Raw genomic sequence first — 26,507 nt, forward strand, 5'->3', positions numbered from 1 at the left:
AGCAGCCGTGCGGCACCTCATGGTCGGCCTGCTCCTGGGCATCGGTGTGTTCTGCATCTGGTGGTCCTGCTGGGTGCCCGACGCGGATGCGACCCCGCGCGTGCGGCGTCCGGGCCTCGCCGACCGGCTCCAGGACGACCTCGTCCAGGCCGGCTACGACGGCATGCGCCCGCGGACGCTGCTCGTCGCCTGCGTCATCGCGCTCACCCTGGTGTTCGCCATCGTGCTCGCCGTCACCACCGTCGTGCCGATCGCCGTCTGCTTCGCAGCCATGGCCGGCTACGCGCCGATCGCGCTGGTCCGCATGCGTGCCCGTCGACGCCGTGCCGTGATGCGCGACCTCTGGCCCGACGCCGTCGACAACATCGCCTCCGGCGTGCGCGCGGGCCTGGCCCTGCCGGAGGCCTTGTCCCAGCTCGGTCAGCGCGGCCCGGAGGAGCTGCGCCCCGCGTTCCGCGACTTCGCCGAGGACTACCGGGCCACCGGCCGGTTCCACGACTGCCTGGACCGGCTCAAGGACCGCCTCAGCGACCCGGTGGGCGACCGGCTCGTCGAGTCGCTGCGCATCGCCCGCGAGGTGGGTGGCAGCGACCTCGGCCGGCTGCTGCGCACGCTCTCCACGTTCCTGCGCGAGGACGCCCGCACCCGTGCGGAGCTCGAGACCCGCCAGGGCTGGACGGTGAACGCGGCACGTCTCGCCGTCGCGGCGCCCTGGGTGGTGCTGGCGTTCATGTCGGGCCGGGCCGAGTCGGTGCAGGCCTACAGCACCGCAACCGGGGCCGCGGTCCTGGCCGTTGGTGCGGCGGTCTCCGTCGCGGCATACCGGGTGATGCTGCACATCGGCCGGCTGCCCGAGGACGAGCGGGTGCTGCGATGAGTGGGCCGTGGGGGGTCGACGGGCTGTCCGGTCCCGGGGCAGGACTCGGGCTGCTGCTCGGCATCGGCCTGGCGCTGGTGTGGCTCGGGCTGCCCGTGCACCGGCGCCCGCGGCTGGAGCAGCGGCTCCACCCCTACCTGCGAGACGCACCGAAGCCGTCACGGCTGCTGGCAGGCAGCCAGGTCGACGGTGCCAGTGCGCTCGGCGTCCTCCTGCGACCGGTCGTGGGCGACCTCGCGCGCGGGGTGGAGCGCATGCTGGGCGGCTCGGCATCGGTGCGCCGCCGCCTGCTCCGGGCAGGCCGGGCGCCCGACGTCGACAAGTTCCGCGCCGAGCAGGTCGTCTGGGGTGCGGTGGGCACCGTCGCCGGGGCGGCGCTCGGCACGGTTCTCTGGCTCGACAACGGCGGGTCGCTGGTGCCGTTGGTGTCCTTGACGCTGTGCGGCTGTGGCATCGGCATCGTGGCGCGTGACCAGTGGCTCTCACACGAAGCCAACCGGCGCGAGGCGCGCATGCTTGCCGAGTTCCCCACGGTGGCAGAGCTGCTCGCGCTCGCCGTGGGCGCCGGCGAGGGAGCTGTGGGTGCCCTGGAGCGGGTGTGCCGGCTCTCCCGCGGTGAGCTCGCCACCGAGCTGGGGCGGTGCCTCGCCGACGCCCGGGCGGGCGCGAACCTGCCGACCGCCCTGCAGGGACTGGCAGACCGCACGGGCCTGCCGAGCCTCGCACGCTTCGTCGACGGCATGGTCGTGGCGGTGCAGCGGGGCACCCCGCTCGCGGAGGTCCTGCGGGCCCAGGCGCAGGACGTGCGCGAGGCCGGGCGCCGCGCCGTCATGGAGGAGGGCGGCAAGAAGGAGATCCTCATGATGGTCCCCGTCGTCTTCCTGGTGCTCCCGGTCACCGTGCTCTTCGCCGTCTTCCCCGGCTTCTCACTGCTGCAGTTCACCCTCTGACCACTCAACCGAGAGGAACGAATCATGGAGACCATCACCAGAACCCTGGTCCGGGCGCAGCTCGCAGCGCGCCGTTCCGCCTCCGGCGAGCGGGGTGACGTCCCCGGCTGGGTGCTCATCACGCTCATGACCGCCGGGCTCGTCAGCGTCCTGTGGGGCGTCGCCAACGACCAGCTGACGGCGTTGTTCAACCGGGCGATGAACTCGGTCACCGGTCCCTGAGCCGCATGGCCATCCAGCAGCAGGGCCGACGGGCCGGAGCGGGGGAGCGCGGCAGCGCAGTCACCGACTTCGTCATGGTCTCCGCGCTGGTGGCCGTGCTCTTCGTCGCGGTGTTCCAGCTCGGGCTGGCACTGCACGTGCGCAACACCCTCATCTCCTGCGCGGCCGAGGGGGCCCGGCTGGGGGCACGCGCGAACGCCGACCCCGACGACGGCGCGGCTCGCGCCCGTGAGCTCATCACCACATCCCTCACCGCGCGCTACGCCCGTCAGGTGACGGCGCACGTCGTCGATGCGGGCGGGGTGCGGGCGGTCGCGGTCGAGGTCGTCGCCCCGCTGCCCGTGATCGGCCCGTTGGGCCCTGACGGTGCTCTTCGGGTGACGGGTCGGGCCTTCCTGGAGGCCCAGTGACGGCGAGTGCGAGGGGAGGGGAGGCGTCGTGACGACGTGGTGGGCAGCGTTGCGGCGTCGCCGGGCCTGCTCGGCGGAGAATGGCAGCGCGGTGGTGGAGTTCGTCTTCCTCGCCGTGCTGATGCTGGTCCCGCTCATCTACCTCGTGATGACCCTCGGACGGCTCCAGGCCGGCGCGTATGCCGCGTCGGCGGCCGCCCGAGAGGCCGGCCGCGCGTACACGACCGCCAGCACCGAGGCCGAGGCCGAGGGACGCGCGGACGCGGCTGCCTCGATCGCGTTCGAGGACCAGGGCTTCGGCGGCACCGGACGCCTGTCGCTGTCCTGCGACGGCACGCCCTGCCTGCGGCCCGAGGGGCGCATCGAGGTGACCTCGGTCGTGACCGTACCGCTGCCGCTCGTGCCGTCCTTCGCGCGCGACGTCGTGCCGCTCGAGGTGCCCCTGTCCGCCACCCACGTCGCCGTCGTCGACCGGTTCCGAGGCGCGCCATGACGGCGCGGCGGGCAGCGGCGGCCCTGAGGTCGCGCCTGCGTCGGACTCGCGTGAGCGGTGAGTCGGGACAGGTGACCCTGCTCGTGCTCGGCTTCACCCTCGTGGCGGCCATGCTCATCGTCGGCACCGTCGCCGTCACCTCGGTGCAGCTGAGCCGGATGCGCCTGCTCGACGCGGCCGACGGCGCGGCCCTCGACGCCGCCGACTCCCTGGACGCGAGCGCCTACGAGCGCGGACTGGGGAAGGCCGTCCCGGTCAGCGACGAGACCGTGCGCTCCACCGCCGAGGCCTACCTCGCCGACCGGCCCCTGCCGGTCGGCATGCTCGCGTGGCGGGTCACCAGTGGCACGGGTTCGCCCGACGGCCAGCGCGCCGTCGTCCGGCTGGTGGGCGAGGCGGACCTGCCACTCGTGGGCGGGGTGCTGCGCGGGCTCGGGGGCTCCGTGACCCTGACGGTCGAGTCCACTGCACGCTCGGACCTCCAGTAGCTGCGTGAGCTGCCGAGCTGCGTCACCTTCAGGACCACCGGCTGCAAGCCCCACGGAGGGAGACGCAGACTGCGACGCGGGCGGTCTCGACCAGGACATCGTCCGGGCTCGCCTGTCCGGACCCAGGAGGTGGTGAGGGCCACAACGACGCTGGAGTGGGCCGCGGCTAGAGTTGCCGGAGGAATCTGCATCAACGGCGCTGGAGGCTCATCCCATGTCTGACCGTCCCACCTCTGTGATCGTCGCGGGCGCGCGAACCCCGATGGGCCGACTGCTCGGCTCGCTCAAGGGCTTCTCCGGCGCCGACCTCGGCGGGTTCGCCATCAAGGGCGCCCTCGAGAAGGCGGGCGTCAGCCCCGAGCAGGTCGACTACGTGATCATGGGTCAGGTGCTGCAGGCGGGCGCCGGCCAGATCCCCGCCCGCCAGGCCGCGGTGAAGGCCGGTATCCCGATGAGCGTCCCGGCGCTGACCATCAACAAGGTCTGCCTCTCCGGCATCAACGCCATCGCCATGGCCGACCAGATGATCCGCGCGGGCGAGTACGACATCGTCGTCGCCGGCGGCCAGGAGTCGATGACCAACGCCCCGCACCTGCTCGAGAAGTCGCGCGAGGGCTACAAGTACGGCGATGTCACGGTGCGCGACCACATGGCCTACGACGGCCTGTGGGACGCCTTCACCGACCAGGCCATGGGCGCCCTGACCGAGACCGCCAACACCGGCGACGTCGCGTTCACCCGCGAGGAGCAGGACGAGTTCTCCGCCCGCAGCCACCAGCTGGCGGCCAAGGCCTGGAAGGACGGCCTCTTCGACGACGAGGTCGTGCCCGTCGCCATCCCGCAGCGCAAGGGCGACCCGATCGAGTTCAAGTCCGACGAGGGCATCCGCGCCGACACGACGGCCGACTCGCTCGGCAAGCTGCGCCCGGCCTTCGCCAAGGACGGCACCATCACCGCCGGTTCCGCCTCGCAGATCTCCGACGGCGCGGCCGCCGTCGTCGTGATGAGCAGGGCCAAGGCCGAGGAGCTGGGCCTGTCCTGGATCGCCGAGATCGGGGCCCACGGCGTCGTCGCCGGTCCGGACTCCTGTCTCCAGCAGCAGCCGGCCATGGCCATCGAGAAGGCCTGCGCCAAGGAGGGCATCAGCCCCGCCGACCTCGACCTCGTCGAGATCAACGAGGCGTTCGCCGCGGTCGGCCTGGCCTCGGCCAAGATGCTCGGCCTCGACCTCGACAAGATCAACGTCAACGGCGGCGCCATCGCGCTCGGCCACCCGATCGGCATGTCCGGGGCCCGCATCGCGCTGCACCTCGCGCTCGAGCTGAAGCGCCGCGGTGGCGGTCTGGGCGCCGCAGCGCTGTGCGGCGGCGGCGGCCAGGGCGACGCCCTCATCGTCCGCGTCCCGAAGCAGAACGGCTGACCTTGGCCGCTCGCACCGTCGACGTCCCTGCCCTGGTCGATTCGGCCAGGGCAGGCTCGCCCCGGGCCGTCGCGCGCCTGATCTCCCTCGTCGAGGACCATCATCCGGCCCTGCGTGAGGTCATGGCCGCGCTCGCGCCCCACAGCGGCAACGCCCACATCATCGGCATCACCGGCTCGCCCGGGGTCGGCAAGTCGACCAGCACCAACGCGCTGGTGGCCGCGTTCCGCGCCCGCGGCAAGCGGATCGGCGTGCTCGCCGTCGACCCGAGCTCGCCGTTCTCCGGCGGTGCGCTGCTCGGCGACCGCGTGCGCATGCAGGACCACGCGCTCGACCCCGACGTCTACATCCGCTCGATGGCCAGTCGTGGCCACCTCGGCGGACTGTCGTGGACCACGCCGCAGGCCCTGCGCGTGCTCGACGCCGCCGGCTGCGACGTGATCCTCATCGAGACGGTCGGCGTGGGGCAGTCCGAGGTCGAGATCGCGGGCCTCGCCGACACCACCCTCGTGCTGCTCGCCCCGGGCATGGGTGACGGCATCCAGGCGGCCAAGGCGGGCATCCTCGAGATCGGCGACATCTTCGTCGTCAACAAGGCCGACCGCGAGGGCGCCGACGCCACCGTGCGCGACATCCGCCACATGATCTCCCTCGGCGACCGCACGGAGCCAGGCCTGTGGCGACCGCCCGTCCTCAAGACCGTCGCGGCCAAGAACGAGGGCATCGACGAGGTCATGGAGGCCCTCGACAAGCACGTCGCCTGGATGGAGAAGACCGGCACCCTGCGCGACCGCCGGGTGCGGCGTGCCGGCGACGAGATCGAGTCCATCGCCCTGCAGCAGCTGCGGGCGCGGATGGGTGACCTGCGCCACGGCAACGGCGTCGACGAGCTCGCCGCCGACGTCGTGGACGGCAGGACCGACCCGTATGCCGCCGCCGACCAGGTCGTGGCCGCGCTGGCCTGAGCGCCGCCAGCACCGCTGGCACCGCTTGTACCGCCAGCACCGCTGTCACCGCGGGCACGCCTGGCACCGTGCATGAGCGGGACCTGTGGAGATGAACCCTTTGCCCGGTTCCCCGTAGGGTGGGTGGTCGGTCGGGCGGTCTCCATCGCCGCCCGCACGGTCACAGAGAGGACTCCATGGACCCGCAGGTCGTCGCCGGTCGTTACGAGGTGCGCCGCGCCATCGGGCGTGGGGGCATGGGCACCGTGTGGCTCGCCCGCGACAACCGGCTCGGCCGCGACGTCGCGATCAAGCAGATCGGTGCGTTGCCGGGGGAGTCCGCCACCGAGACCCGCCGGGCCATGCGCGAGGCGCGCTCCGCCGCGGCCCTCAACCACCCCAACGCCGTCGCGGTCTACGACGTGGTCGACCACGAGGGTGCCCCGTGGCTGGTCATGGAGTACGTCGAGGGCGAGACCCTCGCCGACGTCATCGCCCGCGAGGGCGCCCTCGACCCGCGCCGGGTTGCCGACATCGGCTCGCAGCTCGCCTCGGCCCTGTCGCGGGCCCACGAGCGCGGCATCGTGCACCGCGACATCAAGCCCGGCAACGTGCTCATCGACCGCTCGGGCCGGCCCAAGATCAGCGACTTCGGCATCGCCCGCGGCCTCGGCGACGAGGCGCTCACGCAAACCGGGTTCGTCACCGGCACGCCCGGCTACCTCTCGCCCGAGCTGGCCCGCGGCGAGGACCCCGACGCAGCGTCCGACGTGTGGGCGCTCGGCGCCACCCTCTACGCCGCGGTCGAGGGCCACCCGCCCTTCACGCCCCGCTCGAACCCCATCGCGCTGCTGCAGGACATCGCCCGCGGCGAGCCCGAGCCCATGCAGCTGGCCGGTCCCGTGGGCGGCGCCATCGAGGCGATGATGGCCAAGGACCCGACAGCGCGTTGGGACATGGCCACCGCGGCCGACCGCCTCGGCCGGGTGTCCCGGGGCGACAACACCCTCACCCTTCCCGCGGCCGGCGCCGCGGGTGCGGCCGCCACCACGGTGCTGCCCACCACCGACGAGCCGACCCAGGCGATGGCCACGCCGGTGCCCGACCCCATCACGCCGAGCACACCCACTCCGGTCCCGCCGTCCGGCGACGACGAGCGGTATGCCGCACCGGCCGCTGCCGCGGCATACGGCGCCTCCCAGCCGGGTCCGGGGACCCGTGACGTGGAGGAGCGCCGCAGCGGCACGCGCCGGTGGGTGCCCGTGCTGCTGGCCCTGCTGGTGCTCCTCGGGCTCGGCGGCTTCTACCTCGCCTCGCAGGGCAACGACAAGCCCGGCGGCGCGACGCCCGCGGCCACGACGTCGACCAGCAGCAAGCCGCGCAAGACCACGCAGTCCCAGAGCCCGAGCAAGGAGCCAAGCACCAGCAGCTCCTCGTCGTCCTCGTCGTCGTCGTCGTCGACGACCAGCGAGACGACGACCACGAAACCCCAGGGCAAGAGCGACCAGCAGGTCGCAAAGTTCGTCCGCGACTACTTCAAGGACGTCACCAAGAACCGCGACAAGACCTGGGCGCAGCTCACGCCGGAGTACCAGAAACGGATGGGTGGCCGGCCCGCCTACGACGGGTGGTGGAGCACGGTCGACTCGGTCAAGGTGAGCGACCTCCAGGCCGACGCCGCCGACGGCACCGTGACCGCGGTGCTGACGTACGACATGAAGAGCGGCACGTCCTCCACCGAGCGGCACCAGATCACCGTGGTCGAGGGTGGCGACGGCTTCCTCATCGCCGACGACCGCCGCGCCTGACCACCGCGGGCCGCCCGGTCACCGTCAGACACGGTCACGGTCAGGCAAATGCCGGCGACAGGCGCGCCGGCCGGTCGCTACGGTCTGCGGCCATGAGCAGCACCCCCAGCGCAAGCCCCTTCGCCGCCAAGCCGACCCTGACCGGCGTGCGCGCCCTGCTGCGGCCCTTCGTCGGCGACGACGTGGCCGCGATGGCCGAGGCGATCGCCGACCCCGAGGTGGGCAGGCTGACCGGCAGCGTCCACAGCAGCAGCGTCGCCCCCGACGAGGGGTTCGACAAGCAGCGGCTGCGCCAGTGGTACGGCTCCCGCGCCGAGCAGCCCGACCGGCTCGACCTCGCCATCGTCGACCGCGAGACGGGTGAGTGCGTCGGCGAGGTGGTGCTCAACGAGTGGGAGCCCGAGAACGCCTCCTGCAACTTCCGCATCCTCATCGGCCCGCGCGGGCGCGACCGCGGGCTCGGCACCGAGGCCACTCGCCTCGTGCTGGCCCACGCCTTCGAGACCATCGGCCTGCACCGGGTCAGCCTGGAGGTCTACGGCTTCAACCCCCGCGCCCGGCGGGCCTACGAGAAGGTCGGTTTCGTGCACGAGGGCGTGCGCCGCGACGCGCTGCGCTTCGACGGGGAGTGGGTCGACTCCCACCTGATGTCGGTGCTCGCCCCGGAGTGGGAGCTGCACCGCGGTCGCCCGCACCTGCCCTGAGCGCGTGCCTCAGCCCGTGAACGTGTCACGGCGGAGCAGGACCGAAAACCCTTTGCCGCGCACATCGCGCCGGCCGGACACTCGTGGGCATGGCTGTGACGACCACGCCCCGCACGGGGTCCTCGACCGTTTCCGGACCGGGCCGCTCCGACCACCCCGGGACGGGTGTCGTCGTGCGCGCGCTCGACCTCGCCGATGACGCCGAGATCGCTGCGGCCCACGCCGCGCGGGTCGCCTCGTGCCGCTACCAGCGACCGTGGGCCAAGACCTGGTCGCTGCGGGAGATGGCGGTCCAGCTGCGGTCGGAGAACTCCGTCGAGCGCCTGGAGCCTTACGTCGCGCTCGTCGACGGGCACGTCGCCGGGATGGCCCTGTTGTGGTTCCCCCTCCTGGACAACACGCACTTCACCTGGGCCGAGGTCGACGTCGATCCGGCCTGGCGTCACCGCGGCGCCGGCACCGCCCTCGCCGAGCGCCTCGCGGAACGCACCGCCGCCGCCGGCCGCCGAACGGTCCTCGTCGAGGTCAACGTCCCCGATGACGAGCGCGAGAACCACCCCCACGTCCGGTTCGCCCGGCGTCACGGGTACTCCTACGCCAACACCGAGGTCCGCCGCATCCTCGACCTGCCCCTCGACCCGGCGCGCCTGGAGGCGCTCGCGGCCGGCGCGGCACCCCGCCACGAGGGATACCGCGTCGAGTCCTTCGTGGGCGGCCTGCCCGAGGAGCTGCGCGAGTCCTACTGCGCCTGCTGGAACCAGCTCGCCGTGGACGCCCCGACCGGGGAGATCGACTTCGAGGAGGAGGCACTCGGCCCGCAGACCTATGCCGAGGAGCTCGGTCGACTGGAGCAGCAGGGGCGCACGATGCTGCACACCGTCGCCATCGCACCCGGTGGCGAGGTCGTGGCGTACAACGACCTCGTGGTCAGCGCCGACGACCCGGACGAGGTCATGCAGTGGGGGACCCTCGTGCGCCGCGAGCACCGGGGCCACCGGCTCGGCATGGCGGTCAAGGTGCGCGGCTTGCAGGAGCTGGCGCGGTTCGCGCCGCAGGCCCGGAGGATCCAGACCTGCAACGCCGAGCAGAACGCCCACATGGTCGGCGTCAACCTCGAGCTCGGCTTCCGCAAGGTGGAAGTGCTCCTGTCCTACCAGCGACACCTCGACGACTGACCGAGCGGCGGGGCGACCCATCCGGCGGCACCACACCACCGGGGCGGGTGGGGGCGGCAGCGGCGTGTGGCGCACCGAGGGCACGGGGCTGGGCCGCACGGCATACGGTGGGCGCATGCTCGTCGCCTTCTCCGTCGCCCCGTCCGTCGCCTCCGACTCCACCGGCTCGGTCAGCGAGGCCGTCGCCGCCGCCGTGAAGGTGGTCCGCGACTCCGGCCTGCCGAACCGCACCGACTCGATGTTCACGACCCTGGAGGGGGAGTGGGACGAGTGCATGGCCGTGGTCAAGCGCGCGGTCGACGCCGTGGCCGCGTACGGCCCCCGGGTGAGCCTGGTGCTCAAGGCCGACATCCGCCCCGGCCACACCGGTGAGCTGACCGGCAAGGTCGAGCGGGTCGAGGCCCTCCTGGCCGACCAGTCGTAGCGAGCCGCACGGCTCCCGATCGTTGCCGGACCGTGGCCGGAAAACCCTCACGCGGAGGACACCGGCCCCCCTAGGGTGTGCCTGTTCCGTGGGGGAGACCGAAGGAGAGATGTCGGCGTGTGGGCGGCGATCCGGTACCGGCGCGCGCAGGCACTCGTGCTCGTGCTGCTCTCAGCGATGGTCGCCACCTGCGCCGTCGTCGCCCCGCTCTACCAGCGCGCGCTCCAGCAGGGCCAGCTGCGCCAGGCGGTCAGCCAGGCCGACGTGGTCGACACCGCGCTCGTGGTGCGGGCGGGTCGCAGCCAGTCCAACCCCGACTTCCGCAGCGGTGACCTCGCCCGCAGCGTGCCCGCCTCGCTGACGGGGCTCTACGGCCGGGGCGTGGGGCAGATGTCGCAGCCCCTGGACGTGGTGCCCCGCAAGGGACTGAAGTCCTCGCCGCTGACGCTCCTCGCCCGCGACCGGGTGTGCGAGCACGTGCGCGTCACGGCCGGCCGGTGCCCGACGGCGCCCGGTGAGGTCATGGTCTCGACCAAGGACCTCAAGGCGTGGTCCTGGCCGCTGGGCACCACCTTCACGACCGCCATCCCCGGCAGCGACTCGGCCGGCCCGGTCAAGCTCGCCACCCTGAAGGTGAGCGGCGCCTACGAGGTCGAGCCCGACCCGGCGTACTGGATGACCGAGCAGCTCGACGGCAAGTCGGGCACCTTCATCACGGTCGGCCAGGAGATCGTCCCGGCCGTCGACGACTTCGTCACCGCCGAGAGCACGTTCACGACCGACTGGCGCGAGGCCCAGGCCACCCTGACCCTGCCGCTGAAGCGGGCTCTGTTCACCCTCGACAACCTCGACCGCATCTCCGCAGTCCTCGCCCACCCCGGCAACGCCTCCGGCGGGGTGGCAGGGGCCCTGGTGAGCACCCAGCTGCCGACCGTGATCGAGGGCCTGCGGGTGGGCCAGTCGCGCCTCGGGGTCATCGTCCCGCTGCTCATCGCCCAGCTCGCGCTCCTGGCCGTGGCCATCCTGCTCCTCGTCGCCCAGGCGGCCGTGGAGCAGCGCCGGCCCGAGGTCGCCCTGGCCCGCCTGCGCGGTCGCAGCCGGGAGGGCGCGGGCCGGCTCGTCATGGGCGAGCTCGCCCTCACCGCCGCCCTGGGGATGCCGGTCGGCTTCCTGCTGGCCGTGCTGGTGACGAGCGTGGTCCGGTGGACCGTCCTGCCGCCGGGGGTGCCGTTCGAGGTGCCGTGGCAGGCGTATGCCGCGGTCGGGCTCGCCGCGGTCGCCTGCGCCGGAGCGATCTGGCTGGCCGCACGCCCGGTGCAGCGCCTCACCGTCTCCTCGCTCCTGCGCCGGGTGGCGCCCGAGCGGTCGCGGGCCATCGGGGTCGTCGACCTGCTGGCCGTCGCGCTGGCCGCGTTCGGCATCGTCGGGCTCGCGACCCGCACCCTCGACGGGCCGCTCGCCCTCCTCACCCCGACGCTGATCGCCCTGGCGGCCGGGCTCGTCGTCGCGCGGCTGGTCGTCCCGGCCGCCGCAGCGGCCGGTCGCGGCTTCCAGCGGCGAGGTCGCATCGGGCCCGCGCTCGCGGCATACGGGCTGGAGCGCCGGCCCGGTCCGCGCAAGGTGGTCACCGTGGTGAGCGTCGCCGTCGCGCTCACCGTGTTCGCGGCCAACGCCGTCGCGGTGGGCGACCGCAACTGGCAGGCGCGCGCGGAGGTGCGCAGCGGCGCCCCGCTCTCCCTCGAGACCGACAGCCGCAACCCCGCCGCCCTGCTCACCGCGGTGCGCCGCTTCGACGCCGACGGGACCCGCGCGACGCCGGTGGCCGTCGTGCGCCGGGTCGACCCCGGGTCGACCGCCACGCTCGCCGTCGTGTCGCGGTCGCTGGCCGACGTGGCCTACGAGCCCGCCGGCCAGCGCTACCGGGTGGCGGCGCTGGCCCCGCCCCAGGTGCCCACCGTCGCGCTGAAGGGGAGCCGCGTGACGGGCCGCATCTCGTGGGACCTCACGGCGCCCGAGTCCGACGTCGTCACCCTGCCGCCGGGCCAGTCCGGGAAGCCGCGCCCACCGGCGGAGGTGGAGCCCCCCGGCGAGCCCTCGGAGCTGCGCCTGTCGGTCACGACGCCGGGCGGCCAGCGGCTCACCCGGGTCATCGCCTCGGTGCCGTTGCGGGGCAGGGGATCGGCGGTGCTGGACGCGCCGCTGCTCTGCCCGGACGGGTGCCGGCTCGACGGCCTCGAGTTCCGCAAGACCGACCCGGTCGCCAGCCAGGTGTCCGGCACCGTGACCCTCACCGGCCTGGGCGTGGACGGCCGGTCGCTGGACGTCGGGTCGCCGAGACAGTGGAACGCGTTCGTGCCCACCACGGCGGGGGCGCCGGACCGCCTCGACGCCAAGCAGGGGACCGCTCACGACAGCCTGGTGCTCGACCTCGTGAGCACCGGGTTCTCCCTGGCGCTGACCCACGCCGACGTGCCGGCCGTCGTGCCGGGGCTGCTGGCCGGGGCCGTCCCGCCGGGCGGCACGCCCGCCTCGTTCGACGCGGCCGGCCTCAACGGCGCACCCATCCGGGTCTCCTCCGCGCAACACGTCGACGCCCTGCCGGTGCTCGGCGCCAAGGGGGTGCTCGTCGACTACGAGACGCTCGCCCGCCTCGGCGGCACGCTGGCCGACACCGGCAGCCTCTCGGTCTGGCTGCGGGACCCCGGCGACGTGGCCGCGGTGAGCAAGGCGCTGGCGCAGAGCGGAATCGGCGTGACCAACAGCCGCAGCTACGCCCAGGCCAAGGAGCAGCTCGACCAGTCGGCGTCCGCCCAGGGCCTGCGCCTGGCCGTCTTCACCGGTGCCATGGGGATCCTGCTCGCCGCCCTGGTGGTCATCGTCATGACCGTGACGGGTTGGCGCACGGTGGCCCGCGACCTGGCCGCGCTGCACATGTCGGGCCTGCGGCTGTCGGTGCTGCGTGGCGCGCTGGTGCGCGAACAGGTGGTGCTCGTGCTGCTCGGCTCGGCGGTGGGCCTGGTGTGCGGAGCGGTCAGCTCGGTGCTCGCCATGCCTCTGGTCCCGCTCTTCGACGACACGGCCGACCCCGTGCCGGCCCTGCAGCTGGCTCCGGCCGTGGGGGCTGCGGCGGGCGCGGCCCTGCTCGCCGCCCTGGTGCTGGTCGTCGTCGGCTGGCTCTGCGCGCGGGGTGCCGGTCGCCGGGTCAGCCTGCAACGCGTGAGGGAGAGCCTGTGACCACCACCGTGCCGGCCACTACGTCGTCGGACACCTCGACCCGACGTGGGCTGCAGGTCGCCACCCGCGGCCTCGTGCACATCTACCGGGCCGACGGGCACGACGTCGCTGCCCTCTCCGGTGTCGACCTGGTGGTGAACCCGGGTGAGGTGGTCGGCCTGCTCGGCCCGTCGGGGGCGGGCAAGTCCACGCTGCTGACCCTCTTCGGCGGCCTGATGCGCCCGAGCGCGGGCCGGGTGCTCGTCGGGGAGCACGAGCTGTCGACGATGTCGGAGGCCGAGCTCGACGCGTTCCGGGCCGCCGAGGTGGGGCTGGTGCTGCAGGGCGCGGCCCGCAACCTGCTGCCCTACCTCAGCGCCCAGCAGAACGTGGAGTTCGCCCAGCGGTCGGCGCGCAGGGCCAGGCGCGACGTGCCCTCACCCCGCGAGGTGCTCGACCTCGTCGGGCTCGACCGTGCCGCACGGCAGCCGCTGCCGTCGCTGCCCCCGGGCCAGCTGCAGCTCGCCGCCCTCGCGGTGGCGCTGGCCAGCCGGCCGGGCCTGCTGCTCGGCGACGAGCCGACCAGCCAGCTGCACCACACCTCGCGCGACGTCGTGCTCGACGCCCTGCACCGGGTCAACCAGGAGTGGGGCACGACCATCGTCGTGGTGACCCACGACCCCGACGTGGCGGCGCGGCTGCCGCGCACCGTCACCATCCGCGACGGCCGGGTCGGCGGCGAGGGACGAGCGGGCGAGGAGTATGCCGTGGTGGCGGCCGACGGGTCGCTGCCCCTTCCGCCCGCTGTCGTGGCGGCCTTCCCACCCGGCGCGCTGGTGCGCGTCCACCAGACCGAGGACGGGGTCTGGACCCTGGTACCCGAGGGAGGGGAGGGCCGCCATGGCTGAGGTCGAGGTGCCACCGCTCGTGCTGGACGCCGTCAGCGTCCGCTACGGGTCGGCCGTGGCCGTGGAGTCGGCGAGTCTGGAGGCGTACGCCGGGGAGTTCATCGCCGTGACGGGCCACAGCGGGGCCGGCAAGTCCTCGCTGCTGTGGGCCGTGGCGGGCGCCGTGGCGGCAGGGGGCTCGGTGCGCCTCGGGGACGCCGAGGTGCGCGACCGCGACCACGCCGCGAGCCTGGGGATCGAGGTCATCCCGCAGGGAAGCGCCCTGGCCCTGCTCCTGTCGGCGCGCGAGAACGTCGAGCTGCCGCTGCTGGCCAAGGGCTTGTCGGTGTCGGACGCCCGCCAGCGGGCCGGGCTGGCGCTGGCCTCGGTCGGCCTCGAGGAGTCGGGGAGCCACCTGGCCGAGGAGCTGAGCGGCGGCCAGCAGCAGCGCGTCGCGGTGGCGCGGGGCCTGGCCCTGGCCGGGAGGGTGCTGCTGGCCGACGAGCCGACCAGCGAGCTCGACCACGACAACCGCGAACGGGTCCTGGCGCTGCTGCGGGCCGAGGCCGACCGCGGCGCCATCGTCGTGATGGCCACCCACGACCCGGAGGCCGCCGCGCAGGCCGACGGCGAGGTCCGGCTCGACGACGGCCGGTGTGAGACGGTGCGCGTCCCGCGTTGAGGGCCGCACTAGCCTGTCGCCGTGCCGAAGCCGATCCGCCTGCCGTTCGACCCCATCACCCGGGCCGCTCAGCTGTGGACCCAGCGCTGGGGCCGCACGTCCCAGCCGCTCGCGATGGCCAGCGCGACCTCGATCATGCGGGTGCAGCAGCTGCTCATCACCGAGTTCGACGCCATGGTCGGGCGGCACGGCCTGACCTTCGCCCGCTACGAGGCGCTGGTGCTGCTGGCGTTCAGCCGTGAGGGCCGCCTCAGCATGGGCAAGATCGGCCAGCGCCTGATGGTCCACCCGACCAGCGCCACCAACATCGTCCAGCGGCTCGCGGCGCAGGGTTTCGTCGAGCGGGTTCCGAACCCGCAGGACGGCCGCGGCGCGCTCGCCGTCATCACCTCCGCCGGTCGCGACGCCATGGAGGCGGCGACCAAGGAGCTGGTGGAGGCGAGGTTCGGCCTCGAGATGCTGACCCCCGCGGAGCACGAGCAGCTCTTCGACCTGCTGCGCAAGGTGCGCGTCGGCGCGCACGACTTCGACGCCTGACCCGGCCCCACGGCATACCCGCTCCGCCCAGCGGCAGAGGTGCGTCGACAGATAGTTGGACGTCCTAGTAAATTGGCCCCCATGGCTGAGACCCCCGCTCCGCAGAACCCGTCCACCAGCGAGGGCGCTGCCCGCTGGCAGGCCCGCTTCGACGCCGCCCGGGCCAAGGGGCAGGTGCGCGACGCCGACTTCACGACGCTGTCGGGGATGGAGGTCGCGCCGGTCTACGGCCCGGCCGACGGCACCGAGGTGCCCGAGCGGATCGGCTGGCCGGGGGAGTTCCCGTTCACCCGCGGCCTCTACCCGACCGGCTACCGCGGCCGCGCATGGACCATCCGCCAGTTCGCCGGCTTCGGCAACGCCGTGCAGACCAACGAGCGCTACAAGATGATCATGGCGCGCGGCGGTGGCGGCCTCTCGGTGGCGTTCGACATGCCGACCCTCATGGGCCGCGACTCCGACGACCCGATGAGCCTCGGCGAGGTGGGCCACTGCGGCGTGGCGATCGACTCGGCCAAGGACATGGAGGTGCTGTTCCACGAGCTGCCGCTCGAGGACATCACCACCTCGATGACGATCAGCGGCCCTGCCGTGCCGGTGTTCTGCATGTACCTCGTCGCCGCCGAGCGGCAGGGCGTCGACCTCGGGGTGCTCAACGGCACGCTGCAGACCGACATCTTCAAGGAGTACATCGCCCAGAAGGAGTGGCTCTTCGCGCCCGAGCCGCACCTGCGCCTGATCGGCGACCTGATGGAGTACTGCGCGCAGAACATCCCGGCCTACAAGCCGCTGTCGGTATCCGGCTACCACATCCGTGAGGCCGGCTCCACGGCCGCGCAGGAGCTCGCGTTCACCCTCGCCGACGGGTTCGGCTACGTCGAGCTCGGCCTGTCACGCGGCCTCGACATCGAGGCGTTCGCCCCCGGCCTGTCGTTCTTCTTCGACAGCCACCTCGACTTCTTCGAGGAGATCGCCAAGTTCCGCGCCGCCCGCCGCATCTGGGCCCGCTGGATGCGCGACGTCTACGGCGCCAAGACCGAGAAGGCCCAGTGGCTGCGGTTCCACACCCAGACCGCCGGCGTCTCGCTCACCGCGCAGCAGCCCTACAACAACGTCGTGCGCACCGCGGTCGAGGCGCTCGCGGCTGTGCTCGGTGGCACGAACTCCCTGCACACCAACGCCCTCGACGAGACGCTCGCCCTGCCCACCGAGCAGGCCGCCGAGATCGCCCTGCGCACCCAGCAGGTGATCATGGAGGAGACCGGCGTCGTCAACGTGGCCGACCCGCTCGGCGGCAGCTGGTACGTCGAGGCGCTCACCGACAAGATCGAGGGCGAGGCCAACGCGATCTTCGACCGCATCCTCACCCTCGGCGGCAGCGACCTCACGAGCAGGGACACCGACCAGCTCGCCCAGCTCGTCCGCGACAACACCGGCGTCCGCGACGGCGGCACCTGGCCGATGACCAAGGGCATCCTGCGCGGCCTCGAGGAGGGCTGGTTCATGTCCGAGATCGCCGAGGCCGCCTTCCAGTACCAGGTCTCGCTCGAGAAGGGCGACAAGAGGGTCGTCGGCGTCAACTGCCACACCGACTCGGTCAGCCACGAGCTCGAGATCCTGCGGGTCAGCCACGAGGTCGAGCGCGAGCAGGTGGCCACCCTGAAGGAGCGCAAGACCGCCCGCGACGAGGCCGCTGTCCGGGCCGCCGTGCAGCACATGGTCGAGGTGGGCCGCACCCACGAGAACATGGTGCCCGCCATGCTCGACGCCGTGCGCGCCGAGGCGACCCTCGGCGAGATCTGCGACGCGCTGCGCGAGGAGTGGGGCGTCTACCGCGAGCCGGCCCGCTTCTGACCCTTCCCACCGGAGAACGGCAGGGGTATGCCGCGGCGGCCGCCGTCGCGCGTCAGCCGGGCTGGGTGCGGAGCGGGTTCGTCGCCTGCCGCTTGGCGAGGAGCAGCCGGGCGTACGCCACGTCGGAGAGCAGGTCGATGAGCGCGTCGACGAAGGCGGCGTCCGGCTCACCCGTCGCGAGCGCCCGGTGCAGCACCGCGCCGACGACGACGTCGGCGAGCAGGTCGACGTCGACCATGTCGGGGCGGATCTCGCCGCGGCCGATCGCCCGCTCGACGGCCTGGCTCACCAGGGCGTGCAGCCGGGTGGACAGCGACCCGCGCACGGCCCGTCCCACGCCCTCGGGGTCACGGGCCGACTCGGCGAGCAGCGCGGCATACGCCCCTCCGGTCGACGGCTCGCGCAGCAGGCGCGCCGCCTCGTCGATGCCCGCCCGCATGTCGGCGGCGAGGGAGCCGCGGTCGCCGGCGTCGATGGTGTCGAAGGTCGCCGCCACGGCGTGCACCGCGAGCTCGACCTTCGACGGCCAGCGCCGGTAGACGGTGGTCTTGGCCACACCCGCCCGGGCAGCCACCTGCTCCATGGTGAGCCCGCCGACGCCCTGCTCGGCGAGCAGCTCGCGCGCGGCACGCGTGATGGCCTGCTCGGTGGCGGCGTCGCGAGGCCGCCCGGGGCGACGGTTCGCGGCAGGGGGGTCGGCTGCGGTCATCCGGCCGATGATGCCACCGTTCGCACGCAAACGACGTCACCGATTTGGCTCCCGACCGGCTCTGGGTCATGGTGGAGGGATGCCGACCGCCCCCACCTGCATGGCGGCCGGCCGTCTCACGTAAGGAAACAGACAGCAGTGTCACCTGTGTCCAAGCGGGCCGCGCTGGGCGTGTTGACCCTCGCGGGCCTCGTGCTGGCCGTCGCCGGCCTGTGGTTCCTCGCCCACCTCGGCCTCTCCGGCACCGGCTCCTTCAGGGCCACGCCGTCCACCGGCCGCATCGTCGTGCTCGACCCCTCCGTGCTCAACCGGGTCGACAGCCCGGTGACCATCACCGCGAAGGCCAAGGACGGCGGCGACGTCTGGATCGGTCGCGCCGCGCCCAGCGACGCGCGCTCGCTCGTGGGCAAGGCTGCGGCGACCTCCGTGACCGGGGTGTCGGTCAGCGGATGGCGGCTCGAGACCGCCGCGCGGGGCACGGGCACCGCCCCCACGCTCGCCGGGGCCGACCTGTGGCGCCAGCAGGTGGCCGGGAAGGGCACGGCCACGCTGGCCATCAGCCAGACGCACGCCCCCGAGACGGTCGTCGTCGCGACCCGCTCGGGCAAGCCCGCCGACCTGTCCGAGCTGACCCTGACGTGGCAGCGACAGGCGTGGACGGCCGAGGCCGTCACCGCCCTCGTGCTCGGCCTGCTGCTGATGGCGGGCGGCGTGGCCGGACTGGCGCGTGTGAGGGGAGCGCGCCCGGAGCGCACCGAGTCCGACGACCCGACGCCCCCGGAGCGCACTAAGCCCGACGACCCGACGGCCCCGGACACCCGACCTGAGACGACCGAGCAGACCCAGCAGCCAGCCGGCACGACCGAACCGACCCAGCAGCCCGCCGCCACGTCCGAGGAGGGACGCCGATGACTCACCTGTTCCGACGCCCCGGGGCCAGTTCCCGTACCGCTCCTCGCCGTGCCCTGGTCGGCGTGGCCGCGGTCGCGCTGTCGGCGGCCGCCCTCACCGGCTGCGGGCTCGGCGACGCCCTCGTCGGCGTGCAGGACGTCCCGCGCGAGGTCGGTGACACGGCTCCGGTCAGCGCCGAGTCCGCCGAGACCATCGCCACCCGGGTCCTCACCGACGCCACCCGGGCCCGCGAGGCCACCGGCGCCGAGGCCCAGCAGCTGCGGGCCAAGGCGCTCACGGGCGCTGCCCTGACCGTGACCAGCGCCGACAGCCGCCTCGCCCGGGCCGGCTCCACCTCGACCGAGCCGGTGACCAAGGCGACCCCGCCGAAGGTGCTCGGCATCTCGCGCGGCAACAGCTGGCCGCGGGTGATGCTGGTGCAGAGCAGCCGGGAGGACGGCAGGACCGCCCTCAACGTGCTGGTCTCCGAGAGCGCCAGCGAGCCGTTCAAGCTCGCCTCGAGCGCGGCCATGCAGCCGAGCAGCAGCGTCGCCGCCCTCGACAGCCTCGACCAGGGCTCGCCGCTGAACCCCCAGGGCACCGGGCTGGCGGTCGCCCCCAAGGCACTGCTCGAGGAGTATGCCGCGAGCCTGCGCTACCCCAAGCCGGCGACCGCCGAGCACGTGAGCTCGTCCGACGTCTTCGCCCGGGCCGTGCGTGCCAACGCCAAGTCGCAGGCGGACTCCTTCGCGAAGCTCGCGTCGCTGCGCCAGACGCACACGGTGCAGCCCGACAACACCGTGGTGATCTCGCTCAGGGACGGCGGCGCGGTGGTCTTCGGCCTCCTCGAGCGCACCGACACCATCACGCTGAAGCCCAGCGGGAAGTCGCTGACCCCCAGCGCCGACTTCCAGAAGCTGCTCGGCAAGAAGACGCTGACCAAGAGCGCGCAGATGCACACCTACGAGACCGTCGTCTTCACCGTGCCGGCCAAGAGCGGCACGGCGAACCTGGTCGCCGTCGACGAGACGCTGGTCTCCGCCAAGGGCGAGTGACCACGGCGCGACGACCTGCGGCAGAATCGCGGACATGACTGAGCAGCCGTTCAACGCCAGCGCCCTGCGCGGTGCCGTCGACCTGTCCGGACTCCAGGCCCAGCGCGGGGGAGCCGGTCGAGCTCCCGCCGCCCGAGCCCAGGGCGCCGGGGCTGGGGCGTCCCCGGCCGCGGGTGGTGCCGGCGTGGCGGCCGGCACGGGCCAGGCCGGCGGCGGAGCGGCCGGCTCGAACCTCGTCGTGGAGGGCACCGACGCCAACTTCTCCGAAGTGCTCAACGCCTCGGTCAGTGTGCCGGCGGTGCTGGTGCTGTGGTCGGCGCGGCTCCCGGAGTCGGCGTCCTACCTCGACACCGTGGTGGGTCTCGCCCAGTCCTACGGCGGCCGGTTCCAGGTCGTGTCGGTCGAGGTCGACGCCAACCCGGGGCTGCTGCGGGCCTTCCAGATCCAGTCCGTACCCGTGACCATCGGCCTCATCCAGGGCCAGCCGGTGCCGCTGTTCGCCGGCATCCAGGGCGAGCAGGAGATCCGGCCGGTCATCGACCAGCTGCTCCAGCTCGCCGTCCAGCACGGTGTCACCGGTCGCGTCGACGTCGGCGCCCCCGCGGAGGAGGGTGAGCAGGAGGAGCCGCCGCTGCCCCCGCTGCACCAGGAGGCCTACGACGCCATCGAGCGCGGTGACCTCGACGCGGCGGCCGAGGCCTACCGCACGGCGCTGAGGCAGAACCCTGGTGACTCCGACGCCGAGCTCGGGCTGGCCCAGGTCGGCCTCATGCAGCGCACGGCCGGTGCCGACCTGCAGAGCGCGCGGGATGCGGCCGCTGCCGACCCGGCCGACATCGACGCCCAGACCCTGGTCGCCGACCTCGACCTGCTCGGCGGCCACGTCGAGGACGCCTTCCTCCGGCTCATCGACCTGGTGAAGGCGACCAGCGGCGACGACCGCGAGCGGGTGCGCACCCACCTGCTGGAGCTCTTCGCCGTGGTCGGGCCGCACGACGAGCGGGTGCGCAAGGCGCGCACCTCGCTCATGAGCGCGCTCTTCTGAGTCCGGCCGATCGGCGCGCGCTGTTCTGGGTCCGGCCGATCTCTTGCGGCCGATATCTTGCGGAACTCGCGGGGACCGACAGGATGAAGGCCGACGGCTGACAGCGAGGAGGCCCCACCATGCCCGCCACCCACGAGCACCTCATCGGACTGCTGCTCGGAGCGGAGGAGGACTGGCCCACGGCCTTCGAAGCCCTCACCCGGCGGCTGGGGCCCGTGACGGCCCCCGACGGCGCGCGCCACGCGGTGAGCACCGAGCGCATGACGATCGAGCCGTTCAACCTGCGTGACAAGCCGCGGCACGACCTGGTCATCGACCGCCTGGCGCACTGGTACTACCACCCGCGCGAGTGGCTGAAGAAGGTCGCGCTCATGGACGACGTGTACCTGCTCAACAGCCCGTTCACCTTCCAGTCCATGGAGAAGCACGCGGCATACTGCGCCCTCATGCGCCTCGGCATGCACGTGCCCGAGACGGTGCTGGTGCCGTACAAGAACCCGGTCGACAACGCCCGGTGGGCGTTCACCTCGGCGAAGTACAACAAGTCGTTCGACCTCGACCGCATCGCCGAGGACCTCGGGTACCCGATGTACATGAAGCCGTTCGACGGCGGGGCCTGGCGTGGGGTCTCGATGATCCGTGACCGCGACGACCTGCACCGCTCCTACGACGACTCCGGCGAGATGCTCATGCACCTGCAGCAGGCGGTCGACGGGTTCGAGGTGTTCGCCCGGGCGCTGACGATCGGCCCGGAGACGATGGTCATGAAGTTCCGGCCCGACGAGCCGATGCACAACCGGTATGCCGTGGAGCACGGCTTCCTGAGCCCGGCCGTGGGTTCCGAGGCGGTCACCATCGCGCAGACCGTGAACGCGTTCTTCCGCTGGGAGTTCAACTCCTGCGAGATGCTCGTCAAGGACGGGGTGGTGTACCCGATCGACTACGCCAACGCCTGCCCCGACGTCGCCGTCACGTCACTGCACTACTACTTCCCGTGGGCGATGAAGGCGCTGCTGCGCTGGTCGGTCTACTGCCTGGCCACCGACCGGAAGCCGCGCACCCAGGTCGACACGACCCCGTGGTTCGCGGTCGCCGACGACGAGTCGCTCGAGTACTCAGGCAAGCTCGCGGCATACCAGCGGCTGGCCGACGACTACTTCGAGACCGAGCGCTACCGCGAGTTCTGCGACGTGGCGCTTCCGCACATCGACGAGATGGTGCTGGAGTGGGTCGACTCCGACGACTTCCGCAAGCTGCTGACGAGCACGGTCCAGCAGACCTACCCGCCGCACGAGTGGGACCGGTTCGAGGCCCACTTCGGCGGCCTCGTGGGTCTGTGGCTCAGCGACGAGAAGTCGCGGATCGGTGCGGGGGAGTCCGCAACGGACGAGGCCGCGATCGGCGGCCCCGCCCCTGCGGTCCCGGCGGAGTAGCGCTCAGCAGGCGATGCACTCGCCGGGCAGCGGCCGGCGCAGGGCCGCGGTCGGGGTGTTCCGACGACGGCGCACGGCGCGCAGGCGGTCCAGCGTCGCGAGGTTGGGGCCAGCGGACGAGGACCGGGGGAACGAGTTGGCAGGGGCTGGGTGCTCTCGGTTCTCGCGGTTCATGCACGCTTCAACCTATTGACGTAGGTCGATATTCCCGGTCGGTCAGCCACCCAGGGCCGCGCCGACGACCTCCTTGGCCTCGGCCTGCACCTGGGCGAGGTGCTCCGGTCCACGGAACGACTCGGCGTAGATCTTGTAGACGTCCTCGGTGCCCGACGGCCGGGCCGCGAACCACGCCGACTCGGTCGTCACCTTCAGGCCGCCGATCGCCGCGCCGTTGCCGGGCGCCTCGGTCAGCTTCGCCGTGATCGGCTCGCCGGCGAGGGTCTCCGCCGTCACGTCGATGGGGGAGAGGGCGGCCAGCTTGGCCTTCTGCTCCCGGTTCGCCGGTGCGTCGATGCGCGCGTAGGCCGGGTCGCCGTGCTTCGCGGTCAGCTCGCCGTAGTGCTGGCTCGGGGTCTTCCCGGTGGCGGCGAGGATCTCGGACGCGAGGAGGGCGAGGATGATGCCGTCCTTGTCCGTCGTCCAGGCCCGCCCGTTCATCCGCAGGAACGAGGCCCCTGCGGACTCCTCACCGCCGAAGCCGAAGCTGCCGTCGATGAGCCCCGGTACGAACCACTTGAAGCCCACCGGCACCTCGACCAGCCGGCCGCCGACCTCCTCGGCGACGCGGTCGATCATCGACGACGACACCAGGGTCTTGCCGATGGCGGCCCCGTCGGGCCAGCCGGGACGGGCCCCGCCGAACAGGTAGCGGATCGCCACGGCCAGGAAGTGGTTCGGGTTCATCAGCCCGGCGTCCGGGGTGACGATGCCGTGCCGGTCGGAGTCCGCGTCGTTGCCGGTGGCGATGTCGTACTGGTCGCGCTTGTCGATGAGCGACGCCATGGCCGAGGGGGAGGAGCAGTCCATCCGGATCTTGCCGTCCCAGTCGAGCGTCATGAAGCGCCACGTGGGGTCGACGAGCGGGTTGACGACGGTGAGGTCGATGCCGTGGCGGTCGGCGATCTCGCCCCAGTAGGCGACGCTCGCCCCACCGAGCGGGTCCGCGCCGATGCGCACGCCGGCGTCCTTGATCCGCGCCAGGTCGACGACGTTCGGCAGGTCGTCGACGTAGGAGCCGAGGAAGTCGTAGCCCTGGGCGTGGGCGCGGGCCCGGCTGAACGGCACACGCAGCACACCGTCGAGGTCGGCCGCGATGAGCTCGTTGGCCCGGGCGGCGATGGCCTTCGTCGCGTCGGTGTCGGCCGGTCCGCCGTGTGGCGGGTTGTACTTGAAGCCGCCGTCCGCGGGTGGGTTGTGCGACGGCGTCACGACGATGCCGTCGGCGAGGCCGGTGCCGGTGGTGCGCCCGCCGTTGGCCTTGAGGATCGCGTGCGAGACCGCCGGGGTGGGGGTGTAGCCGTCCCGGTCGTCGACGAGCACGGTGACGTCGTTGGCGGCGAGCACCTCCAGGGCCGACGACCACGCCGGCTCCGAGAGGCCGTGGGTGTCGCGGCCGACGAACAGCGGCCCGTCGTAGCCCTGCTCGCGTCGGTAGTCGACGATCGCCTGCGTCGTCGCCAAGATGTGCGCCTCGTTGAACGCCGTCTTCAGGCTCGACCCTCGGTGGCCCGAGGTGCCGAACGCGACCTGCTGGTCGACGTCCTGCGGGTCGGGGGTCAGCGTGTAGTAGGCGGTGACGAGGTGGGCGACGTCGACCAGGTCGGACGGCTGGGCCGGCTGCCCGGCGCGGGACCCACTGGTGGGCGACGAGTCGGGCATGTCAGTCCTCCTGACGGGATGCGGACACCTGCTCCTGCACCGAGCCGGCGATGGCCGGTGCCTCGACCGGGGCGAGCCACACGGATGAGAGGGGGGCGACCCGCACCTCGACCGAGTACGGCTGGTTGTCGGCGGGGTGCTCCTGGGCCTCGACGACGACGTCGGCCTGGCTCGGCGTGCCGAACTCGTCGAAGCCGCTGGTGTCGAGGACGACCTTCCACCGTCCGGGACGCGGCACGCCGATCCGCATGCGGTCGTGGGCCATGCCGCTGAAGTTCACGACGACGGCAACGACCGGGCCGCTCTGGCGGTCCTCGGCGCCGAAGCGCAGGTACGAGAACGTGTTTCCTGCGTTGTCGTCCGCGTTCAGCCACTCGAAACCGGCAGGGGAGGAGTCGAGCGCCCACAGCGCCGGGTTGGTCCGGTAGATGTGGTTGAGCTCCTTGACCAGGTTGTGGATCCGGTAGTGCGCCGGGTGGTCGAGCAGCCACCAGTCGAGCTCACGGCCGTCGGCCCACTCCGCCTCCTGCGCGAACTCGCTGCCCATGAACACCAGCTGCTTGCCCGGGTGGGTCCAGATGTAGGCGAGGTAGGCGCGCAGGGTGGCCAGCTGGTCGTAGCGGCTGCCGGGGATCTTGCGCAGCAGCGACCCCTTGCCGTGCACGACCTCGTCGTGGCTGATCGGCAGCACGTAGTTCTCGCTGTAGGCGTACATGAGCGAGAAGGTCAGCAGGTTGTGGTGGTACTGCCGGTGGACCGGGTCCTGGCCGATGTAGCGCAGGCTGTCGTTCATCCAGCCCATGTTCCACTTCAGGCCGAAGCCGAGGCCCCCTCCGCTGGTGGCGCGGGTGACGCCCGGCCAGGAGGTCGACTCCTCGGCCACGGTGACGATGCCCGGGACCCGCTTGTAGGTGGTGGCGTTGGTCTCCTGCAGCAGGCCGATGGCCTCGAGGTTCTCGCGGCCGCCGTACTGGTTGGGCAGCCACTGCCCCTCCTGGCGCGAGTAGTCGAGGTAGAGCATGGACGCCACCGCGTCGACGCGCAGGCCGTCGATGTGGAACTCCTCGAGCCAGTAGATCGCGTTGGCGACGAGGAAGTTGCGGACCTGCATCCGGCCGAAGTCGAAGATGTGGGTGCCCCAGTCGGGCTGGTCGCCGCGTCGCGGGTCCGGGTGCTCGTAGAGCGCCTGGCCGTCGAACTTGGCGAGGGCCCACGCGTCGCGCGGGAAGTGCGCCGGCACCCAGTCGAGGATGACGCCGATGCCGGCCTGGTGCAGCCGGTCGACGAGGTAGCGGAAGTCGTCGGGCGAGCCGAACCGGGCGGTGGGGGCGTAGTAGCCGGTGACCTGGTAGCCCCACGACGGGCCGTAGGGGTGCTCCATCACGGGCAGGAACTCCACGTGGGTGAAGCCGAGGTCGGAGACGTAGTTGACCAGGTGCTCGGCGAGGTCGCGGTAGCTGTGGCCCTGGCGCCAGGAGCCCAGGTGCACCTCGTAGATGCTCATCGGGCCGCTGTGCGGGTCCGTCGTGCGGCGCCGCTCCATCCAGGCGTCGTCGGCCCACTCGTACTGCGACCGGGTCACGACGGAGCCGGTGGCCGGCGGGACCTCGGTGGCCTGCGCCATGGGGTCGGCCTTGGACCGCACGATGTCGTCGGAGCCGCGGATCTCGTACTTGTAGCGGTTGCCCTCGCCCACGCCGGGGATGAACAGCTCCCAGACACCGGACTCGCCGAGGAGGCGCATCGGGTGGCGGACGGGGTCCCAGCCGTTGAAGTCGCCGATGACGTGGACGGCGCGGGCGTGGGGTGCCCACACGGCGAAGCTGGTGCCGCGCACCGAGCCCATCGGGCCGTCGTACTCGCGGACGTGGGCGCCGAGCACCGTCCACAGCTGCTCGTGGCGGCCCTCGCCGATGAGGTGCCGGTCGACCTCGCCGAGGGTGGGGGCGAAGCGGTAGGGGTCGTCCTGCTCGTGCTCGATCCCGTCGTCGTAGGCGACGTGGACGCGGTAGTCCATGGTGCGGTCGCAGCCCTCACGGACGCCGGTCCAGACACCGTGCGCCTCGTGGTGCAGCTCGATCCGCTCGCCGTCCTCGAACCCGACCACGACGCTGCGGGCCATGGGCCGGAGCACCCGCACGCGGAGGCCGCCGCCCTCGAGGTGCTGGCCGAGCAGGTCGTGCGGCTGCTGGTGGCGCCCGGCCGCCAGCGCCTCGATCGCCCCGGACATGTCCGGGGCGGTGGGAGCGGGCTGCTCCGGCTGGGGGTCGCGGTCAGCGCTCGTCGCGTCGGCGGGCGTCGGGGCCGCGGGCTCGTCGGCCGCGGACGTGCCACCGAGCGGCGGCAGCACGTCCTCCGGGGCGACGGTCTCGTTCACCGTCTCGTTCGCGGACTCGTTCACCGTCTCG

General features: G+C 72.8%; 25 protein-coding genes. 21 read left to right on the top strand and 4 right to left on the bottom strand.

From position 1 onward, the window contains the following. The first annotated feature begins 7 nt into the window (after window positions 1-7). The 17 genes from BMW78_RS06105 (at window position 8) to icmA (ending at window position 17,088) form a co-directional block, all read left to right on the top strand. On the top strand, window positions 8-877 hold the full coding sequence (locus tag BMW78_RS06105) for a type II secretion system F family protein (RefSeq protein ID WP_245735697.1): 870 nt from the start codon (window positions 8-10) through the stop codon (window positions 875-877). Continuing rightward, on the top strand, window positions 874-1,827 hold the full coding sequence (locus BMW78_RS06110; RefSeq protein WP_091757491.1) for a type II secretion system F family protein: 954 nt from the start codon (window positions 874-876) through the stop codon (window positions 1,825-1,827). Before BMW78_RS06105 ends, BMW78_RS06110 begins: the two co-directional genes overlap by 4 nt. Before the next feature lie 24 nt (window positions 1,828-1,851). Next, window positions 1,852-2,049 carry a hypothetical protein gene (locus BMW78_RS06115; protein ID WP_091757493.1) on the top strand — a complete coding sequence of 66 codons (198 nt, stop codon included), beginning with the start codon at window positions 1,852-1,854 and terminating at the stop codon, window positions 2,047-2,049. Window positions 2,050-2,054: 5 nt separating this feature from the next. After that, a complete protein-coding gene (locus BMW78_RS06120; protein WP_091757495.1) occupies window positions 2,055-2,459 on the top strand; it encodes a TadE family protein in 405 nt (134 codons plus the stop codon). Between the two features lie 28 nt (window positions 2,460-2,487). Next, window positions 2,488-2,952: a TadE/TadG family type IV pilus assembly protein gene (locus tag BMW78_RS06125; RefSeq protein WP_091757497.1), complete on the top strand. Its 465-nt coding sequence runs from the start codon at window positions 2,488-2,490 to the stop codon at window positions 2,950-2,952. Between the two features lie 50 nt (window positions 2,953-3,002). Next, window positions 3,003-3,440, top strand: a complete 438-nt coding sequence (locus tag BMW78_RS06130) for a pilus assembly protein TadG-related protein (RefSeq protein WP_091757499.1) — start codon at window positions 3,003-3,005, stop codon at window positions 3,438-3,440. A 214-nt stretch (window positions 3,441-3,654) separates the two neighbouring features. Then, complete coding sequence (locus BMW78_RS06135) at window positions 3,655-4,860, top strand: acetyl-CoA C-acetyltransferase (protein WP_091757501.1); 1,206 nt, start codon at window positions 3,655-3,657, stop codon at window positions 4,858-4,860. 2 nt (window positions 4,861-4,862) lie between these two features. Next, complete coding sequence (meaB, locus tag BMW78_RS06140; protein ID WP_091757503.1) at window positions 4,863-5,825, top strand: methylmalonyl Co-A mutase-associated GTPase MeaB; 963 nt, start codon at window positions 4,863-4,865, stop codon at window positions 5,823-5,825. 176 nt (window positions 5,826-6,001) lie between these two features. Further along, window positions 6,002-7,612: a serine/threonine-protein kinase gene (locus BMW78_RS06145; RefSeq protein ID WP_091757505.1), complete on the top strand. Its 1,611-nt coding sequence runs from the start codon at window positions 6,002-6,004 to the stop codon at window positions 7,610-7,612. 92 nt (window positions 7,613-7,704) lie between these two features. Further along, window positions 7,705-8,316: a GNAT family N-acetyltransferase gene (locus tag BMW78_RS06150; RefSeq protein WP_091757507.1), complete on the top strand. Its 612-nt coding sequence runs from the start codon at window positions 7,705-7,707 to the stop codon at window positions 8,314-8,316. Window positions 8,317-8,405: 89 nt separating this feature from the next. After that, entirely contained in the window at window positions 8,406-9,491 is a 1,086-nt protein-coding gene (locus BMW78_RS06155; protein ID WP_143056163.1) for a GNAT family N-acetyltransferase, read from the top strand. A 115-nt stretch (window positions 9,492-9,606) separates the two neighbouring features. After that, entirely contained in the window at window positions 9,607-9,915 is a 309-nt protein-coding gene (locus BMW78_RS06160; RefSeq protein ID WP_091758217.1) for a thiamine-binding protein, read from the top strand. Window positions 9,916-10,032: 117 nt separating this feature from the next. Further along, window positions 10,033-13,149, top strand: a complete 3,117-nt coding sequence (locus tag BMW78_RS06165; RefSeq protein ID WP_091757511.1) for an FtsX-like permease family protein — start codon at window positions 10,033-10,035, stop codon at window positions 13,147-13,149. Next, window positions 13,146-14,036: an ABC transporter ATP-binding protein gene (locus BMW78_RS06170; RefSeq protein WP_245735698.1), complete on the top strand. Its 891-nt coding sequence runs from the start codon at window positions 13,146-13,148 to the stop codon at window positions 14,034-14,036. The genes BMW78_RS06165 and BMW78_RS06170 overlap by 4 nt, the downstream gene beginning before the upstream one ends. Then, window positions 14,029-14,697, top strand: coding sequence for an ABC transporter ATP-binding protein (locus BMW78_RS06175; RefSeq protein WP_091757512.1), 669 nt, complete (start codon window positions 14,029-14,031; stop codon window positions 14,695-14,697). The genes BMW78_RS06170 and BMW78_RS06175 overlap by 8 nt, the downstream gene beginning before the upstream one ends. Before the next feature lie 21 nt (window positions 14,698-14,718). After that, on the top strand, window positions 14,719-15,234 hold the full coding sequence (locus BMW78_RS06180; protein WP_091757515.1) for a MarR family winged helix-turn-helix transcriptional regulator: 516 nt from the start codon (window positions 14,719-14,721) through the stop codon (window positions 15,232-15,234). Between the two features lie 81 nt (window positions 15,235-15,315). Further along, complete coding sequence (gene icmA / locus BMW78_RS06185) at window positions 15,316-17,088, top strand: coenzyme B12-dependent isobutyryl-CoA mutase large subunit (RefSeq protein WP_091757517.1); 1,773 nt, start codon at window positions 15,316-15,318, stop codon at window positions 17,086-17,088. Window positions 17,089-17,140: 52 nt separating this feature from the next. Here the strand turns inward: icmA and BMW78_RS06190 are convergent, their stop codons facing one another. After that, a complete protein-coding gene (locus BMW78_RS06190; protein ID WP_091758221.1) occupies window positions 17,141-17,797 on the bottom strand; it encodes a TetR/AcrR family transcriptional regulator in 657 nt (218 codons plus the stop codon). Between the two features lie 138 nt (window positions 17,798-17,935). Here BMW78_RS06190 and BMW78_RS06195 point away from each other — a divergent pair, with 138 nt between their 5' ends. The 4 genes from BMW78_RS06195 (at window position 17,936) to BMW78_RS06210 (ending at window position 22,221) form a co-directional block, all read left to right on the top strand. Next, window positions 17,936-18,709 (top strand): hypothetical protein, encoded by a 774-nt coding sequence (locus tag BMW78_RS06195; RefSeq protein WP_143056164.1) that lies wholly within the window; start codon window positions 17,936-17,938, stop codon window positions 18,707-18,709. Then, window positions 18,706-19,743, top strand: a complete 1,038-nt coding sequence (locus BMW78_RS06200; protein ID WP_143056165.1) for a DUF8094 domain-containing protein — start codon at window positions 18,706-18,708, stop codon at window positions 19,741-19,743. Before BMW78_RS06195 ends, BMW78_RS06200 begins: the two co-directional genes overlap by 4 nt. Before the next feature lie 34 nt (window positions 19,744-19,777). Then, window positions 19,778-20,788 (top strand): tetratricopeptide repeat protein, encoded by a 1,011-nt coding sequence (locus tag BMW78_RS06205; RefSeq protein WP_091757523.1) that lies wholly within the window; start codon window positions 19,778-19,780, stop codon window positions 20,786-20,788. A 119-nt stretch (window positions 20,789-20,907) separates the two neighbouring features. Continuing rightward, window positions 20,908-22,221 (top strand): ATP-grasp domain-containing protein, encoded by a 1,314-nt coding sequence (locus BMW78_RS06210; protein WP_091757525.1) that lies wholly within the window; start codon window positions 20,908-20,910, stop codon window positions 22,219-22,221. A 3-nt stretch (window positions 22,222-22,224) separates the two neighbouring features. On the opposite strand, the gene BMW78_RS20720 is transcribed toward BMW78_RS06210, so the two are convergent. The 3 genes from BMW78_RS20720 to glgB are packed head-to-tail and all read right to left on the bottom strand — an operon-like array spanning window position 22,225 to window position 26,329. Further along, window positions 22,225-22,395 carry a hypothetical protein gene (locus tag BMW78_RS20720; RefSeq protein WP_177180289.1) on the bottom strand — a complete coding sequence of 57 codons (171 nt, stop codon included), beginning with the start codon at window positions 22,393-22,395 and terminating at the stop codon, window positions 22,225-22,227. Window positions 22,396-22,437: 42 nt separating this feature from the next. Beyond that, on the bottom strand, window positions 22,438-24,099 hold the full coding sequence (pgm, locus tag BMW78_RS06215) for a phosphoglucomutase (alpha-D-glucose-1,6-bisphosphate-dependent) (RefSeq protein ID WP_091757527.1): 1,662 nt from the start codon (window positions 24,097-24,099) through the stop codon (window positions 22,438-22,440). A gap of 1 nt (window position 24,100) precedes the next feature. Next, window positions 24,101-26,329: a 1,4-alpha-glucan branching protein GlgB gene (gene glgB / locus BMW78_RS06220; protein ID WP_091758223.1), complete on the bottom strand. Its 2,229-nt coding sequence runs from the start codon at window positions 26,327-26,329 to the stop codon at window positions 24,101-24,103. Window positions 26,330-26,507: the final 178 nt, after the last annotated feature.

Origin of the sequence: Pedococcus cremeus (genome assembly GCF_900111375.1) — a bacterium.
In the GTDB taxonomy this organism is placed as follows: domain Bacteria; phylum Actinomycetota; class Actinomycetes; order Actinomycetales; family Dermatophilaceae; genus Pedococcus_A; species Pedococcus_A cremeus.